Source organism: Ornithinicoccus halotolerans (genome assembly GCF_009602535.1).
GTDB lineage: Bacteria > Actinomycetota > Actinomycetes > Actinomycetales > Dermatophilaceae > Ornithinicoccus > Ornithinicoccus halotolerans.
On the sequence record NZ_WIQI01000016.1, the window covers coordinates 26,713 to 41,963 of the forward strand.

General features: G+C 73.3%; 17 protein-coding genes and 1 pseudogene. 8 read left to right on the forward strand and 10 right to left on the reverse strand.

Annotation, left to right across the window (positions count from 1 at the left end):
- Position 1: 1 nt before the first annotated feature.
- On the reverse strand, positions 2-1,060 hold the full coding sequence (locus tag GFJ45_RS05315) for a Gfo/Idh/MocA family protein (RefSeq protein ID WP_194288525.1): 1,059 nt from the start codon (positions 1,058-1,060) through the stop codon (positions 2-4).
- 166 nt (positions 1,061-1,226) lie between these two features.
- Here GFJ45_RS05315 and helR point away from each other — a divergent pair, with 166 nt between their 5' ends.
- Positions 1,227-3,386 (forward strand): RNA polymerase recycling motor ATPase HelR, encoded by a 2,160-nt coding sequence (gene helR, locus GFJ45_RS05320; RefSeq protein WP_153394926.1) that lies wholly within the window; start codon positions 1,227-1,229, stop codon positions 3,384-3,386.
- Between the two features lie 50 nt (positions 3,387-3,436).
- Here helR and GFJ45_RS05325 read toward each other — a convergent pair whose 3' ends face one another.
- From GFJ45_RS05325 to GFJ45_RS17045, 5 genes and pseudogenes are all read right to left on the reverse strand, one after another.
- On the reverse strand, positions 3,437-3,814 hold the full coding sequence (locus GFJ45_RS05325; RefSeq protein WP_228386541.1) for a nuclear transport factor 2 family protein: 378 nt from the start codon (positions 3,812-3,814) through the stop codon (positions 3,437-3,439).
- Between the two features lie 42 nt (positions 3,815-3,856).
- A complete protein-coding gene (locus tag GFJ45_RS05330; RefSeq protein ID WP_153394930.1) occupies positions 3,857-4,336 on the reverse strand; it encodes an SRPBCC family protein in 480 nt (159 codons plus the stop codon).
- Complete coding sequence (locus GFJ45_RS05335; protein WP_153394932.1) at positions 4,333-4,647, reverse strand: ArsR/SmtB family transcription factor; 315 nt, start codon at positions 4,645-4,647, stop codon at positions 4,333-4,335. Before GFJ45_RS05335 ends, GFJ45_RS05330 begins: the two co-directional genes overlap by 4 nt.
- 131 nt (positions 4,648-4,778) lie before the next feature.
- Positions 4,779-4,961: a PspC domain-containing protein gene (locus tag GFJ45_RS05340; RefSeq protein ID WP_153394934.1), complete on the reverse strand. Its 183-nt coding sequence runs from the start codon at positions 4,959-4,961 to the stop codon at positions 4,779-4,781.
- Positions 4,962-5,236: 275 nt separating this feature from the next.
- Positions 5,237-5,467: pseudogene (locus tag GFJ45_RS17045) on the reverse strand (DoxX family protein); the annotation flags it as partial.
- A 168-nt stretch (positions 5,468-5,635) separates the two neighbouring features.
- Here GFJ45_RS17045 and GFJ45_RS05350 point away from each other — a divergent pair.
- Positions 5,636-6,571 carry an RNA polymerase sigma-70 factor gene (locus tag GFJ45_RS05350; RefSeq protein WP_153394936.1) on the forward strand — a complete coding sequence of 312 codons (936 nt, stop codon included), beginning with the start codon at positions 5,636-5,638 and terminating at the stop codon, positions 6,569-6,571.
- 154 nt (positions 6,572-6,725) lie between these two features.
- The gene (locus tag GFJ45_RS05355) at positions 6,726-7,379 is read left to right on the forward strand and encodes a class I SAM-dependent methyltransferase (RefSeq protein ID WP_153394938.1); all 654 of its coding nucleotides are present in this window, start codon (positions 6,726-6,728) and stop codon (positions 7,377-7,379) included.
- A 23-nt stretch (positions 7,380-7,402) separates the two neighbouring features.
- Here GFJ45_RS05355 and GFJ45_RS05360 read toward each other — a convergent pair whose 3' ends face one another.
- Together GFJ45_RS05360 and GFJ45_RS05365 are read right to left on the reverse strand one after the other, a co-directional pair.
- Positions 7,403-7,918 carry a CoA-binding protein gene (locus tag GFJ45_RS05360; protein WP_153394940.1) on the reverse strand — a complete coding sequence of 172 codons (516 nt, stop codon included), beginning with the start codon at positions 7,916-7,918 and terminating at the stop codon, positions 7,403-7,405.
- Positions 7,919-7,923: 5 nt separating this feature from the next.
- Positions 7,924-9,255, reverse strand: coding sequence for an O-acetylhomoserine aminocarboxypropyltransferase/cysteine synthase family protein (locus GFJ45_RS05365; RefSeq protein WP_153394943.1), 1,332 nt, complete (start codon positions 9,253-9,255; stop codon positions 7,924-7,926).
- A gap of 67 nt (positions 9,256-9,322) precedes the next feature.
- Between GFJ45_RS05365 and GFJ45_RS05370 the strand changes: the two genes are divergently transcribed.
- On the forward strand, positions 9,323-10,105 hold the full coding sequence (locus GFJ45_RS05370) for an inositol monophosphatase family protein (RefSeq protein ID WP_153394945.1): 783 nt from the start codon (positions 9,323-9,325) through the stop codon (positions 10,103-10,105).
- Positions 10,106-10,123: 18 nt separating this feature from the next.
- Here GFJ45_RS05370 and GFJ45_RS05375 read toward each other — a convergent pair whose 3' ends face one another.
- Together GFJ45_RS05375 and GFJ45_RS05380 are read right to left on the reverse strand one after the other, a co-directional pair.
- Positions 10,124-10,513, reverse strand: coding sequence for a DUF2304 domain-containing protein (locus tag GFJ45_RS05375; RefSeq protein WP_228386539.1), 390 nt, complete (start codon positions 10,511-10,513; stop codon positions 10,124-10,126).
- Positions 10,514-10,522: 9 nt separating this feature from the next.
- Positions 10,523-11,206: a glycosyltransferase family 2 protein gene (locus tag GFJ45_RS05380; protein ID WP_153394947.1), complete on the reverse strand. Its 684-nt coding sequence runs from the start codon at positions 11,204-11,206 to the stop codon at positions 10,523-10,525.
- A 58-nt stretch (positions 11,207-11,264) separates the two neighbouring features.
- Here GFJ45_RS05380 and GFJ45_RS05385 point away from each other — a divergent pair, with 58 nt between their 5' ends.
- From GFJ45_RS05385 to GFJ45_RS05400, 4 genes are all read left to right on the forward strand, one after another.
- A complete protein-coding gene (locus tag GFJ45_RS05385; protein WP_153394949.1) occupies positions 11,265-11,861 on the forward strand; it encodes an acyltransferase in 597 nt (198 codons plus the stop codon).
- Entirely contained in the window at positions 11,858-12,982 is a 1,125-nt protein-coding gene (locus GFJ45_RS05390; protein WP_153394952.1) for a DegT/DnrJ/EryC1/StrS family aminotransferase, read from the forward strand. Before GFJ45_RS05385 ends, GFJ45_RS05390 begins: the two co-directional genes overlap by 4 nt.
- 77 nt (positions 12,983-13,059) lie before the next feature.
- Positions 13,060-14,031 carry a Gfo/Idh/MocA family protein gene (locus tag GFJ45_RS05395; protein WP_228386543.1) on the forward strand — a complete coding sequence of 324 codons (972 nt, stop codon included), beginning with the start codon at positions 13,060-13,062 and terminating at the stop codon, positions 14,029-14,031.
- Positions 14,028-15,251: a glycosyltransferase gene (locus GFJ45_RS05400; RefSeq protein ID WP_153394957.1), complete on the forward strand. Its 1,224-nt coding sequence runs from the start codon at positions 14,028-14,030 to the stop codon at positions 15,249-15,251. Before GFJ45_RS05395 ends, GFJ45_RS05400 begins: the two co-directional genes overlap by 4 nt.

The following is a 15,251-nucleotide window of genomic DNA, read 5'->3' on the forward strand; positions in this document are numbered from 1 at the left end:
GTCAGCGGCTGGGCGCCCGGACCGTAGCGGCCTGCTCGCCGGGGTAGCTGACCCCCACCTGCCGGCGGATCTCGTCCATCGTCGCCATCACCTGCCGGGTCTCCTCCCACGGCAGCAGCGGCGACTCGGTCGCCCCCTGGGCGAGCAGCCGGGCGGCCTCGGCGGCCTCGTACACCAGGCCGTCGGCGCCGCGGAGCGGGCCGCCGTCGGTGCTGAGCACGCCCCCGTCGCGGGTCCGGACCGTCAGCGTGGTCGGCGCGAAGAACGGCCCCGCAAGCTCGGCCCGCGCGAGCGAGCCCGAGACGCTGGCCGTGGTGGGGGTCTGGGCGAACAGGGTGCTGGTCACGACCGCGTCGGCGGTCTCGGTGGACAGCACGGCGCTGACCTGACCGTCGACACCGGTGAAGGCCCTGCGGCCGGTGGCGGTCACCCGCTGCGGCGCGCCCAGCGCGAACGAGGCGAACGAGACCGGGTAGACACCCAGGTCCAGCAGCGCGCCGCCGGCCAGCTCGGGGTCGAACAGCCGGTGCGAGGCCTGCGGGTGGAAGTACTGCCCGTGGTCGGCCAGCACGGTGTGCACCTCACCGAGCGCGCCGTCCGCGAGCAGCTGCCGCAGCACGTCGGTGCCCGGGAGGAACCGGGTCCACATCGCCTCCATCACCAGCAGCCCGGCCGCCTCAGCGGCGGCGGTGACCGCGCGCGCCTCGGCCTCGTTGCGGGTGTACGCCTTCTCCACCAGGACCGGTGTGCCCGCGTGGAGGGCCAGCAGGGCGTGCTCGTGGTGGGCCGAGTGCGGGGTGGCAACGTAGACGATGTCCACGCCCGGGTCCTCGACCAGGGCGAGGTAGCTGCCGTGGGCCCGCTCGATGCCCAGGTCCCGGGCGAACGCCTCGGCCCGGTCGGCGTCGCGGGAGGCCACGGCCACGACCTGCTGCCGGCTGTGGCGCTGCAGTGCGGTGACGAAGGCCCGGGCGATCCCGCCCGGACCCAGCACCCCCCAGCGCAGCGGCGGGGCGTCGGCCGGGTCAGCCACCCGGCTGGTCGGCAGGCTGCTCAGCACGCCGGTGACGCTACCGGACGCCGCCCGGGGGAGGACATGGGAACGGCGAGGGGCAACCCCTCGCCATGTCTAACGTATAGCGCACGGGGGGTCTTGCGGCAAGGCCCCGGTGGTGCCGCAGAATCGCGCTCCTGCCCTGCCACCCGCTGCGGACGGAGCCGACCACGTGAGCCCCCTGACGAGCACCGCGTTCAACCTGCCCGACCACCTCGCCGCCAAGGCGGACCCGGCGCTGATCGCCAGGGACGAGGAGCACTTCGCCGCCCTGGCGGACAGCCTCGAGCAGTCGATCACCGACCTGTCGCAGCGGCTGGACGCTGCCCGCCGGGCCCCCGGCGGCAGCGGCCAGGAGGCGATGGACCGGGACCTGGAGATCCACCGGCTGACCGCCCGGCTGCGGGCGCTGCGTCGCTTCGGCCTGGACCTGTGCCTCGGGCACATGGTCAGCGCGCAGGACGGGGAGCCGGTCTACGTCGGACGGCTCGGACTGACCGACGGCACCGGCCACCGGCTGCTCGTGGACTGGCGCTCGCCGGCGGCCGAGCCGTTCTTCGGGGCGACCCACGCCAACCCGATGGGGCTGGCGAGCCGCCGCCGCTACCGCTGGACCAGCGGGCGCGTCACCGACTACTGGGACGAGGTGTTCACCCCGGAGGGACTGCGCGGGCACGCCGCTCTCGACGAGCAGTCGGCGTTCATCGCCAGCCTGGGGGAGCGCCGGTCGGGTCGGATGCGCGACGTGCTCGGCACCATCCAGGCCGACCAGGACGCCATCATCCGCGCGGGCTCCCGGGGCACCCTGGTCGTCGACGGCGGTCCCGGGACGGGGAAGACGGTGGTGGCGCTGCACCGGGCGGCCTACCTCCTCTACTCCGACCCCCGCCTCGGGCACCGGCGGGGCGGGGTGCTGTTCGTCGGCCCGCACCGGCCCTACCTGGCCTACGTCGCCGACGTGCTCCCCAGCCTCGGGGAGGAGGGGGTGCAGACCTGCACCGTGCGCGACCTCGTCCCCGAGGGGGCCGGTGCCGGGGTCGAGACCGACCCGGACGTCGCCGCCGTGAAGTCGGCTGCGGGCATGGTGGCGGCGATCGAGCGGGCCGTGAGGCTCTACGAGGAGCCGCCGACCGAGGGCATGGTCGTCGAGACGCCCTGGTCCGACATCTGGCTCGGCGCCGAGGAGTGGACCGAGGCGTTCCAGGCGCCGGACCCGGGCACACCGCACAACGAGGCGCGCGACCAGGTCTGGGAGGAGCTGCTGGCGATCCTGGTGGACAGGCACGGCGACGACGACATCCCACCGGAGTCGCTCCGCCGGTCACTGCGGCGGAACGCAGAGCTGGCCGCGGCCGTCAACCGGGCGTGGCCGCTGCTGGACTACACCGACCTCGTCGGTGACCTGTGGTCGGTGCCCGCCTACCTGCGGATGTGCGCTCCGTGGCTCAAGGCCGACGAGGTCCGCATGCTGCAGCGGCGGGACGCCCAGGCCTGGACGGTGTCCGACCTGCCGCTGCTGGACGCGGCACGGCAGCGGCTCGGTGACCCGGAGGCCTCCGCGCGCCGGCGGCGGCAGCAGGCCGCCGCCGCGGCCGAGCGCGAGCACCGGGACCGGGTCGTTGACGACCTGGTCGCGGCGGATGACTCCGACCTGCTGGTGATGTCGATGCTGCGCGGCCAGGACCTGCAGGACACCCTGGTCGACGAGGCCGCGGTGCCCGGCCCGGATGCCGACCTGCTCGCCGGACCGTTCGCGCACGTCGTCGTGGACGAGGCCCAGGAGCTGACCGACGCCGAGTGGCAGATGCTGCTGCTGCGCTGCCCGTCGCGCAGCTTCACCGTGGTCGGGGACCGCGCGCAGGCCCGGCACGGGTTCACGGAGTCGTGGCAGGAACGGCTGGCACGGATCGGCCTGGACCACCTCGCGCTCGCTTCGCTGAGCATCAACTACCGGACACCACGGGAGGTGATGGCCGAAGCCGAGCCGGTGATCCGGGCCGTGCTCCCCGACGCGAACGTGCCGACCTCGGTCCGCAGCAGCGGCGCCCCCGTCCTGCACCGGGCCACCTCACAGCTGCGCACGATCCTCGACACCTGGCTCAGCACCAACCCCGACGGGACCGCCTGCGTCATCGGCGCCGGCGAGAGCACCGATGACAGGGTGCCCGGGCACCCACGCGTCCGGTCGCTGACCCCCGAGCTGGCCAAGGGCCTCGAGTTCGACCTGGTCGTCCTCGTCGACCCGGAGTCGTTCGGCGAGGACGTGAGGGGAGCGGTCGATCGCTACGTCGCGATGACGCGGGCGACCCAGCAGCTCGTCATTCTCGGCTAGAGGCGCAGGCATCGGACTGGTGGCAGCGCTGCCCGTCGGCGACCGTGCTGCTAGCTGAGGCCCAGCCGGGCCCGCACCTCAGCGGTGTCCTCGTGGACATGCCACTCCGCGACCTTCCCGCCCCGGACGACGGCCGTCCAGATGGCGGGCCCGTCCAGCGCAGGCTCCGCGCTGCACACCGAGTACCCGCGCACGACCACCGACTCGCTGCGCGTCTCGGCCATGGTGAACACGTTGCGGTAGCCCGGGAACGCGGCGAAGAACCCGGACCAGGTCTGCGCACACGCCTGCCGGCCGCGCCACGCCGTCCCGGCGCTGTCGATGAAGGCGTGGTCGGCGGTCATGAGCTGCGCGAGCCCGTCGGCGTCCCCCGCGGTGATGCAGTCGTTGAACTGTTGGACCACATGCCAGGGATCGTGCGGCTGCATCACCAGTGGCTCCGTTCGGATTCGCAGCGCCCGGAGCGGCGGCTACTCGGCGAGCAGGTCGGCGTACCGCTGCAGGTAGAGCGGCCAGCCCTGGTCCGCAGCGATCCCGTCCCGCTCGGACTCCCAGCCCGCACCGTGCCGGTCCAGGTGCCGGTGCTCCAGGACCACCCGCGTGGAGTGCGCCCCGTCGGCGATGAACCGCACCTCCACCTCGCTGGTTCGGTCGGGGTCTGTCTCGAGCTGCCACCGGGGACTGATGTCCCAGCTGAACACGACCCGTGCAGGTGGCTCGAACGCCAGCACCCGGGCCCAGCGGCACTCGGACCCGTCCTGGCCGCGGTCGTAGATGGCGCCTCCGACGCGCGGTTCGAAGACCGTCTCGACGATCGGTACGTCGAGCAGGTTGTGCTCGCGCGGCTTGATGAGGTCGAACTGCTCGGTGAACACGGCGAACGCGCGCTCGGGGGGCGCGTCGACCACGATCTCCCGGCGTACCGATGTCTCGGTGGATGCGACGGTCATGGCTGGGTCTCCTGTTCTGCCAGTTCCTTGAGGTTTGCCAGTGCCCCGCCCCAGTAGGAGTCGAGGTCGTTGCGCAGCGTCCGCAGACCGTCAGGGTTCACCTGGTGGATCCGGCGGGTGCCCACCGCCCGCACCGTGACCAGGTTGGCCTCCCGGAGGGCACGAAGGTGCTGGGAGACGGCCGGCCGGCTGATCGGGAGCAGCTCGGCGAGCTCGGTGACTGATCGTGGGCGCTCGGCGATGCGCTCGAAGATTTGGCGCCGGCTCGGGTCGCCGAGAGCGGTCCAGGGATCCAGCGCGTAAGTGGACACGAACCGTAAGTTACCACTTACGGATATAGGTGGCTAGGCCCCGTCGCCGCACGGCGCGCTGACGACGCGCCGCCGGTCGCGATCGCGAAGAAGGCCACCCGGCGCTGACGCGCCGATGGGTCGAGGAGCGGTCAGGTCGCCTTGGGGATCATGATCCACAGCACGATGTAGACGAGCTCGCCGACTCCGAACAGCCCGAAGAGGATGAAACCGAGCCGGACCAGGATCTTCGGCAGACCGAAGCGCGCCGCGAGCGCCGCGCAGACGCCTGCGATGACCTTGCCGCTACGAGGGCGGACCAACGCCGTGGACATGGTGGGAACCTTTCGTTGGTGTGACGCCAGTCTGCCACCTGGCCCGCAGGCCGACACCTCGGAGAACACCGATGGCTGCCGAGGAGCCCGGGTCCCGTCGTCCCTAGCCGCCGAACGACTCCGCCGCGAACCGTCCCCAAGCCACGAACCCGGCCATGGCGAAGAAGACCAGCCACCACGGCGAAACGCCACTCTCGGCGCACGATGCGCACGATGCGCACGATGCGCACGGTCGTCGCGCCGGTCATCAGCAGCACGATGCCGAGGGCGGCCATCGGCACCAGCACCGGGGCGATGTCCAGCATGGCGGGCAGCGTCAGTCCCGCCGCTGCCAGCACCGTGACGGCGCCGATCCTCTTGATGAAGCCAGGGCTAAACTCGTCGACGTAGCGCTGGCCGGCACCGACTGCGCGGAACCGGGGCTTGGACAGGGCCAGCATCGTCAGGCCGCCGCCCAGGCAGCCGACGGCAAGCAGGCTGGCCACGATCCACAGTGCGATGTTCATCTGCGCTCTTTTCTCCGGCACCCGTTCGGTGCTGTCCGACCCGGTGACGAGGTGGGGGGAGCGGACGTGACATGGCGGGCCCAGAGCGGTGGCGATGTCACAGCCCGGACCGCTGTGTCGTCCCACGGACGTGCCACAGCAGAGTCCACCGTGACGAGGGGAGACGCGATGACGGGGACCCAGGAGTTCGAGGAGCTACGACCACTGCTGTTCTCGATCGCCTACCGGATCCTGGGCAGTGTCAGCGAAGCCGAGGACGCGGTGCAGGAAGCCTGGCTGCGCTACGCGAGCGCCCGCACCGAGCCGGAGTCGCTCAAGTCCTACCTCTCCACGGTGGTCACCCGCATCTCGATCGACGTGCTGCGCTCGGCCCGAGCGCGGCGGGAGACCTACACCGGGGCGTGGTTGCCCGAACCGCTGCTGACCGACCCGCTGGTCGCCCACCCCTACCAGGATCCCGAGCATGCCGCCGAGCTGGCCGACTCGGCGTCGATGGCGGCGCTGCTCCTGCTGGAACGGCTCAGCCCGCTGGAGCGTGCGGTGTTCGTGCTCCGCGAGGTGTTCACGTTCGGGTTCGACGACGTCGCCGCGGCGGTGGGCCGGTCCGAGGCCGCCTGCCGCCAGCTGGCCTCCCGCGCCCGTCGCCACATGCAGGAGGGGCGGCCACGCTTCGAGGCCGACCGGCGCAAGCGGATGGAGCTCGCGGACCGGTTCTTCGATGCGCTCCGTGATGGCGACGTCGAGCGGCTGCAGGGACTCCTCGCGGCCGACGTGGAGACGGTCAACGACAGTGGCGGCAAGGCGGGCGGACAAGGCGGCTGGTTCGGTGCCGCCAAGGCAGCCCGCATCCTGGTCGCCGCGGTGCCACCGCTGCTGGCCATCGGGGCGAGGCTGGAGCCGCGGGAGATCAACGGCCACCCGGGTGCGGTCCTGCGCGACCCCGAAGGGAACGTGATCGGCACCTGGACCCTGGAGATCCTCGACGGGCAGATCCAGACCATCCGCTCGGTGACCAACCCGGACAAGCTCGGCCACCTGGGGACCGTCGGTGACCTCCGGGCTGTCGTGCGGCAGCGTCACCGAGGCAGCCAGCGGCCGAGCTGACCGCTCCCAGCGGTCACAGCCCCCCTGCCGTTGCCAGGTCAGCAACATAGTTTGTCAGGCCGTGGTCGCGTTTTCATGCTGCGGTCATGGATCTGCACGAGCGGCACGACGTGGGCCCGGCCCGCGTCGCGGCGCAGCGACGAGGAGTGGCCTGATGGGTGGACACGGGCACCAGCACAGCGACGCGGACGCCGCTGCCATGTTCGAGGCGGCGAGCTGGGAGGAGCGGTACGACAGCGAGGAGACGATGTGGAGTGGGCGGCCCAACCCGCAGCTGGTCGCCGAGACGTCCCGGCTGACACCAGGCACCGCGCTCGACGTCGGCTGCGGTGAGGGAGGGGACGTGGTCTGGCTGGCCCGGCAGGGCTGGCGGGTCACCGGCGCCGACTTCTCCGCCAACGGTCTGTTCCGCGCCGCCAGGCATGCCCAGGAGGCCGGCGTGGCCGACCGCACCCACTGGTGGCAGGTGGACGCCCGCAGCTTCGCGGCCGAAGGCCGGTCCTACGACCTGGTGACCAGCCACTACCTGCATCCACCGGACGGCGGGATGGTCGAGGTGACGTCCCGGCTCTGCGAGGCCGTCGCCCCCGGCGGGCACCTGCTGGTGGTGGGCCACGCCCCCGCCGAGGTGTTCACCCAGCTGTCGGCCAGCCACCGGGCAGCGATGTTCCACGCAGCCGACCTGCTGCCTGGCCTCCCTGACGGCTTCGAGCCACTGGTGGTCGAGCAGCGGCCTCGGACGGTGACCCGTGACGGCGTGACGGTCGACGTCCACGACGCGACGTTGTTCGCCAGGCGCACGACCTAGCGCGCGCCGTCGCCCCCTGCTCCTCAGAGCGCCTCGGAGCGGCGGGCGCGGTGGGAGTCGATGACGCCGGTGTCGAAACCGGCCAGGTGCAGCCCGCCGGCGAACCGGGCGTGCTCGATCTTGATGCAGCGGTCCATGACCAGGGACAGCCCGGCGGCCTCGGCGTCCCGTGCGACCCCCTCGTGCCACAAGCCGAGCTGCAGCCACAGCGTCCCGGCGCCGACGGCGACCGCGTCGTCGAGCACGCTCGGGAGGTCCTCGTGCCGGCGGAACGCGACCACGACGTCCGGGGTCTCCGGCAGGTCGGCCAGCCGGTCGTACACCGGCTGCCCCAGCACCTCATCGATGCGCGGGTTGACCAGGTACACCGTGTAGCTGCTGCTGGAGAGCAGGTAGGTCGCCACGAAGTAGCTGGCCCGCGCCGGGTTGTCGGAGGCGCCGACGAGGGCGACCGACCTCGCCCGGCGCAGGATGGCCAGCCGCTGCTGCGGCGAGGGCCCCTGCCAGGTGCGCCCCGCGGGCGTGGTGCGCTCGCTCATCGTGCTCAGCTCCCGGTTCGTTCGGTGCCCGTTGCCGCGGTGAGGGCCTGGTCGAGGTCCCACAGGATGTCGTCGACGTCCTCCAGCCCGACCGAGATCCGGACCAGGTCGGGCGCCACCCCGGCGGCCTGCAGCTGCGCGGCCGTCAGCTGCTGGTGGGTGGTCGAGGCGGGGTGGATGACGAGGGTGCGGCTGTCACCGACGTTGGCCAGGTGGCTGGCCAGCCGGACGGCGCCGATGAACCGCTCGCCGACCTCGCGGGCGCCACGCTCGGCGGTCTCCGCGACCCCGAACGCGAACACCGCACCGGGCCCGGCAGGCAGGTACTGCGCGGCCCGCTCATGGTGCGGGTGGGAGGGCAGCCCCGCCCAGGTGACGTACCGCACCCGTGGGTCGGCCGCCAGCCACTGCGCCACCTCGCGCGCGGCGGCGACATGGGCGTCCATCCGCTGCGGCAGCGTCTCGATGCCCTGCAGCAGCTGGAAGGCCGAGGTGGCCGACAGCGCGGGGCCGATGTCCCGCAGCTGCTCCGACCGCAGCTTCATGAGGAAGCCGTACTCGGCGAAGTTCGCCCACCAGGAGATGCCCCCGTAGGAGCCGACCGGCTCGGTCATGCTCGGGAAGTTGCCGTTGTCCCAGGGGAACCGGCCGGACTCCACCACCACCCCACCGAGGGTGGTGCCGTGGCCGCCGAGGAACTTGGTGAGCGAGTGCAGCACGATGTCGGCGCCGTGCTCGATCGGGCGCACCAGGTAGGGCGTGGCCAGGGTCGCGTCGACGATGAGCGGCACGCCGTGGGCGTGGGCGACCTCGGCCAGCCCCGCCAGGTCGGCGATCTCACCGGAGGGGTTGCCGATCATCTCGGTGTAGACGGCCCGGGTGCGGGGGGTGATCGCCGCGGCGTAGTCGGCCGGGTCGGTGCCGGAGACGAAGGTCGTCTCCACGCCGAACCGACGCAGCGTCACGTCCAGCTGGGTGACCGTCCCGCCGTAGAGGGAGGCCGCCGCGACGACGTGGTCACCGGAGCCGCAGAGCGCGGCGAAGGTGACGAACTCGGCGGCCATGCCCGAGGCGGTGGCCACGGCACCGATGCCGCCCTCCAGGGAGGCCATCCGCTCCTCCAGGGCGGCGACGGTGGGGTTGCCGATGCGGGAGTAGATGTTGCCGAACTTCTGCAGCGCGAACAGGCTCGCCGCGTCCTGGGTGTCCTCGAAGACGAAGCTGGTGCTCTGGTAGACGGGCACCGCACGGGCGCCGGTCGTCGCGTCCGGCGCGCCGCCGGCGTGCAGCGCCCGGGTGCGGAACCCGAACTCCCGGTCCGGGGACGTGCCCGTCATCCTCGATCCACCTCTTCACCGTCCGACTGCCTCCGCAGGCACTCTATGCGCTGGGTAGGTTGGAGCCGTGGATACCCAGGCCGTGCTCGAGCTGATGCAGGAGGTCGCGGCCGGGGTCATCAACCCGCGGTTCCGCTCGCTCGACGAGGCGGACGTGACCGAGAAGAAGCCCGGGGACCTGGTGACGGTCGCCGACCACGAGGCCGAGGAGTGGCTGACCCGAGAACTGTCCCGCGCCTACCCCGGGGCGGTCGTGCTGGGCGAGGAGGAGTTCGAGCGCGACCCGGGGCTCATCGACCGGTTCGCGCAGGCCGAGCACGCCTTCACCGTCGACCCGGTCGACGGCACCAAGAACTTCGTCCGCGGCTCGCCCGACCACGCGGTGATGGTCGCCGAGGTGCGGCTGGGGGTCACCGTGCGCGGCTGGATCTGGCAGCCGCAGCACCAGCTCGGCTACGTCGCCGAGCAGGGCGCCGGCGCCTACCGCAACGGTGAGCGGTTGCGGCGCGCCCCGGCCGCGGAGGACGTCGACCGGCTGCGCGGGGTCACCGCGACCCGCTCCCGGGTGGGCCACCGCTACGGGCCGCTGCGGCCGCTGGGGCTGAGCTGGGTCTGCTGCGGGGTGGACTACCCGCGGCTGGTGGAGGAGCGGGCCGACTTCGTGCTCTACGGCAGCGTGCGGCCCTGGGACCACGCCCCGGGGTCACTGCTGGTCACCGAGGCCGGCGGCTACTCCGCGCCGCTGGCCGGCCCGGCCTACCGTCCCGGCAGCCGCCCGGGGGACCTGCTGGTCGCCGCGGACCCGCGGACCCACCAGCGGGTCGCCCCGCACCTGCGCCAGCAGCAGTAGCCGCCGGCGACGCCCGGCTCAGCGCGGAGCCGTGGGCCCGTCGCCGGGGTCCCGTCCGTGCTCGTCGTGCCGGTGCAGCGCCTCCCGGACCGCGAGCTCCCGGGCCAGCGTGGTGACGTGCTGCTCCATGGTCCGCATCCGGCGGTAGGAGGAGGCCACGTAGCCGAAGAAGGCGATGGTCAGCGCGTACAGCAGCAGGTCGGCTCCGCGCCCGACGCCGACCAGCTGCGCCGTCTGGGTGAGCAGCCGTGGGAAGAGCACGGCCGCGACCGCGAGCAGCACGAAGCCGATCAGCAGCAGCCGCCGGATCGCCTGGTGCCGCACCCCGGCCGTGGACCGGGTGAGCATGATGGTGACCAGGATGATCCCGGCCAGCAGCAGGACCTTGATGACGGGCTGGTCGAGCACGGCGGGTCCTCACTTCCAGAGGGTGTCGATGAGGATGTTGACCGAGTTGATGAGGGACTGGCCCTTGCCGCGGGAGTAGTCGGTGTAGAGCACGTGCACCGGGTGCTCGGCCCACGGCAGCCCGGTGCGGCCCAGCTGCAGCACGATCTCGGTGGCGTGGGCCATCCGGTCCTGCTTGAGGTCCAGCCGGCTGGCCGCGTCGCGCCGCAGCACCCGCAGCCCGTTGTGGGCGTCGGAGAGCCGCAGCCCGGTCTGCTGGTTGGTCAGCCAGACCGCCCCCCGCAGCACCAGCCGACGCAGCGTCCCCGGGTCGGTGCGGTCGTCGAGGAAGCGCGAGCCGAAGACGATCGCCAGGTCCTCCTCCCGGGCCCGCCGCACCATGTCCTCGGCGTCCTCGACCCGGTGCTGCCCGTCGGCGTCGAAGGTCACCACGAACGGGGCGTCCGTGGCCTCCAGCACGTACCGGATCCCGGTCTGCAGCGCCGCCCCCTGGCCGAGGTTGAACGGGTGCTGCACCACCACCGCGCCGGCCTCGCGGGCCAGCCGCGCCGAGTCGTCCTGGGAGGCGTCGTCGACGCACACCACGTGCGGGAACCGCTCCCGCGCGGTGGCGAGCACCTCGGCGATCACCGGACCCTCGTTGAACAGCGGGATCACCAGCCAGGCGTCCTCGACTGGTGGCGATAGGGTCATGGCGGCATTGTGGCAGCAGCGGCACCCCGGCAGCCGCCGGCACAGGAACGGAGGAGCGATGGCCACCCGCATCGTCGACAGCGCCGATGTCTCCGCGGAGGCCACGATCGGCGAGGACAGCATGGTGTGGCACCTGGCGCAGGTCCGGGAGGGGGCCGTGCTGGGCCGCGGCTGCATCGTGGGGCGCGGTGCCTACATCGGCACCGGCGTCGAGCTCGGCGACCACTGCAAGGTCCAGAACTACGCGCTGGTCTACGAGCCGGCCAGGCTGGACCGGGGCGTGTTCATCGGGCCGGCCGCGGTGCTCACCAACGACACCTTCCCGCGCGCCATCAACCCCGACGGCTCCCGCAAGAGCGGTGAGGACTGGGAGGCCGTCGGCGTGACCATCGGTGAGGGCGCCTCCATCGGGGCCCGTGCCGTCTGCGTCGCGCCGGTCTCGGTCGGCGCCTGGGCGATGGTCGCCGCCGGCGCCGTCGTCGCCAAGGACGTCCCCGAGCACGCCCTCGTCGTCGGGGTGCCCGCCCGCCAGGTCGGCTGGGTCGGCCACGCCGGCCACCCGCTGGAGCAGCAGGGCGACGGCACCTGGCGGTGCCCGCACACCGGTGACAGCTACGAGCAGCACGGCGAGACCCTCAGGAGGGCGCAGGCATGACGGAGCGGGCGATGATCCCGGCGGCCAAGCCGGTGATCGGCGAGGAGGAGCGGGCCGCGGTGGACGCGGTGCTGGCCTCGGGGATGGTGGCGCAGGGACCGCAGGTGGCGGCGTTCGAGGAGGAGTTCTCGGCGGCGCTAGTGGCGGGCCGGGAGTGCGTGGCCGTGAACTCGGGGACCTCGGGGCTGCACCTGGGGCTGATCGCGGCCGGGATCGGCCCGGGGGACGAGGTGGTGGTGCCCTCGTTCACGTTCGCGGCGACCGCGAACGCGGTGGCGCTGACGGGGGCGCGGCCGGTGTTCGCCGACATCGAGGAGGACACCTTCTGCCTGGATCCGGCGTCGGTGGCGCAGGTGGTCGGTGATGCCACGGCGGCGGTGATGCCGGTGCACCTGTACGGCCACCCGGCGGAGATGACGGGGCTGGCGCGGCTGGCCGAGGAGCACGGGCTGCAGCTGTTCGAGGACGCCGCGCAGGCGCACGGGGCCAGCTACGGGGACCGGCCGGTGGGCTCGTTCGGGTCGTTCGCGATGTTCAGCCTGTACCCGACGAAGAACATGACCTCCGGTGAGGGCGGGATGGTGGCCTGCGCCGACGGCGAGCTGGCGCGGGGCGTGCGGTTGCTGCGCAACCAGGGGATGGAGGCCCAGTACGCCAACGAGGTGGTCGGGCTGAACAACCGGATGACCGACATCCACGCCGCGATCGGGCGGGTGCAGCTGGCCAAGCTGGCGGGCTGGACGGCGCAGCGGCAGGCCAACGCGGCCTGGCTGGACGAGCACCTGGCCGGGGTGGCCGGCGTGGTGACCCCGCCGGTGCGGGCGGGGTGCGAGCACGTATACCACCAGTACACGGTGCGGGTCTCGGGGGCGAGCGCGGCCGAGCGGGACCGGCTGGTGGCCGCGCTGCGGGAGGAGCACAAGGTCGGCTGCGGGGTGTACTACCCGACGCCGTGCCACGAGCTGGTGTCGCTGGCACGGTTCGCCCCGGCGGGGGAGCTGCCGGTGACGGCGCGGGCGGCCGCGGAGGTGGTCTCGCTGCCGGTGCACCCCTCGCTGAGCGAGGCGGACCTGGAGCGGGTGGCGGCCGGGGTGGCCGCGGTGATGGGGGCGGGCGCGTGATGGCCGGCCAGCAGGAGCAGCGGGGTCCGGTGCGGGCGCGGGCGGGGCAGGTGCTGCCGGAGGGCCGGCCGGTGCGGATGGGTCTGATCGGGCTGGGGTCGATGGGGCGTCACCACGCGCGGGTGATCCGTGAGGTGGAGGGGATGGAGCTGGTGGCGGTGGCCGACCAGTACGGGGACCGGCACGGCGTGGCCGAGGGGCTGGAGGTGCTGCCGGATGTGCAGGCGCTGATCGCGGCGGGCATCGACGCGGCGATGGTGGCGGTGCCGACCTACCTGCACGAGGAGGTGGCGCTGGCGTTGGCCGAGGCGGGGGTGCACGCGATGGTGGAGAAGCCGATCGCGGCCACGGCCGAGTCCGGGCGGCGGGTGGCGGCGGCGTTCGGGGACGCCGGGCTGGTGGGGTGCGTGGGGTATGTGGAGCGGTGCAACCCGGCGCTGCTGGAGATGCGGCGCCGGATCGAGGCCGGGGAGCTGGGGGAGGTGTACCAGATCACCACCGAGCGGCAGGGCCCCTACCCGGCGCGGATCGCCGACGTGGGCGTGGTCAAGGACCTGGCCACCCACGATGTGGACCTGGCCTCCTGGATCGCGCAGTCGCCGTACGCGCAGGTGTCGGCGCAGGTCACCCACCGCTCGGGCCGTGAGCACGAGGACATGGTGGTCGCGGTCGGGCGGCTGGAGCGCGGGATCATCGTCAACCACGTGGTGAACTGGCTGTCACCGATGAAGCGCCGCCAGACGGTGGCGACGGGGGAGAAGGGTGCCTTCATCGCCGACACCCTCTCCGGTGACCTGACCTTCATCGCCAACGGTGACGTGGCCAGCGACTGGACCGGGGTGGCGGTGTTCCGTGGTGTCTCCGAGGGCGACTCCATCCGGTACGCCATCGCCAAGCGCGAGCCGCTGCGGGTGGAGCAGGAGAACTTCCGCGACCGGCTCTGGGGCCGGCCCTCGGAGGCAGTGTCCATGGCCGAGGGCGTGCACGCCCTCACCGTCGTCGAGGCCCTCCTGGAGTCCGCCGCGCACGGGCGCACCCTCGCCCTGTGACGCGGGTCCTGCTCGTCTCGCGGGTGTTCGCGCCCGAGAGTGCCGCCGCGGCGTTCCGGCTGCGGGCGCTGGTCGACGCGCTGGCCGAGGCGGGCGCCGAGGTGGAGGTGCTCACCGCGCAGGCACCGCCGGCCCTGCGCGGCACCCCGCAGGAGCGAGAGGCGGACCGGGGCGCGCGGGTGCGGCGCTGGCCGGTGCTGCGGGACGCCAGCGGCTACGTGCGCGGCTACCTGCCCTACCTCAGCTTCGACGTACCGCTGCCGCTGCGGCTGCTGGTCGCCCGGCGCCCCGACGTGGCGGTCGTGGAGCCCCCGCCCACCACCGGTGCCGTGCTGCGGACCGTGCTCGCGCTGCGGGCGCTGGCAGGGCGGCGGGTGCGCTACGTGTACTACGCCGCCGACGTGTGGTCCGACGCGACCGCCGCCATGGCGGAGGCGCCGGCACCGGTCGTGGCGATCCTGCGGGGGCTGGAGCGCTACGCCCTGCGCGGGGCGGCCAGCGTGGTCGCCGTGTCACCGGGCGTGGCCGACCGGGTGGCTGACCTCATCGGCGAGAACAGGCATACTCCTGGGGTCTGCGTGGTCCCCAACGGCGTGGACACGCAGACGTTCACCCCGGAGCCGGCCCGCCCGGCCGAGGGCGAGCAGGCCGGGGCCGCGGACCTCCCGCCGGGCCCGTTCCTGGTCTACGCGGGCACCGCCTCGGAGTGGCAGGGCGCGGAGGTCTTCGCCCAGGCGATGGCCCGGGTCCTGGAGCAGGTGCCGGACGCCCGGCTGGTCTACCTGGGGCAGGGCAGCTCCTGGCCGGCGCTGCAACGCCTCGGTGAGCAGCTCCCGCCGGGAGCGGTTGAGCTGCGCCCGCTCGCGCCGGCGCGGGTGGCCGCTCGCTGGCAGCGCGCGGCCCGGGCCGCCCTGGTCAGCGTCCGCCCCGGCGCCGGCTACGACTTCGCCTACCCCACCAAGGTGCTGGCCGCGCTCAGCTGCGGCACCCCGGTCGTGTATGCGGGACCGGGACCGGCCGCGCAGGACATCCGCGAGCACGACCTCGGCGAGGCCGTCGAGCACTCCGTCGAGGCGGTCGCGGCGGCCATGGTCCGCGCGCTCCGGGCCGAGCCGTCGGAGGGGGAACGGCAGCGGCGGGCGGAGTGGGTCCGGCGCCACCGGTCGCTGGCGGCGGCGGGCCGCCGGGCGGCACGGGTCGTGCTGGACGCCGCTCGGTGA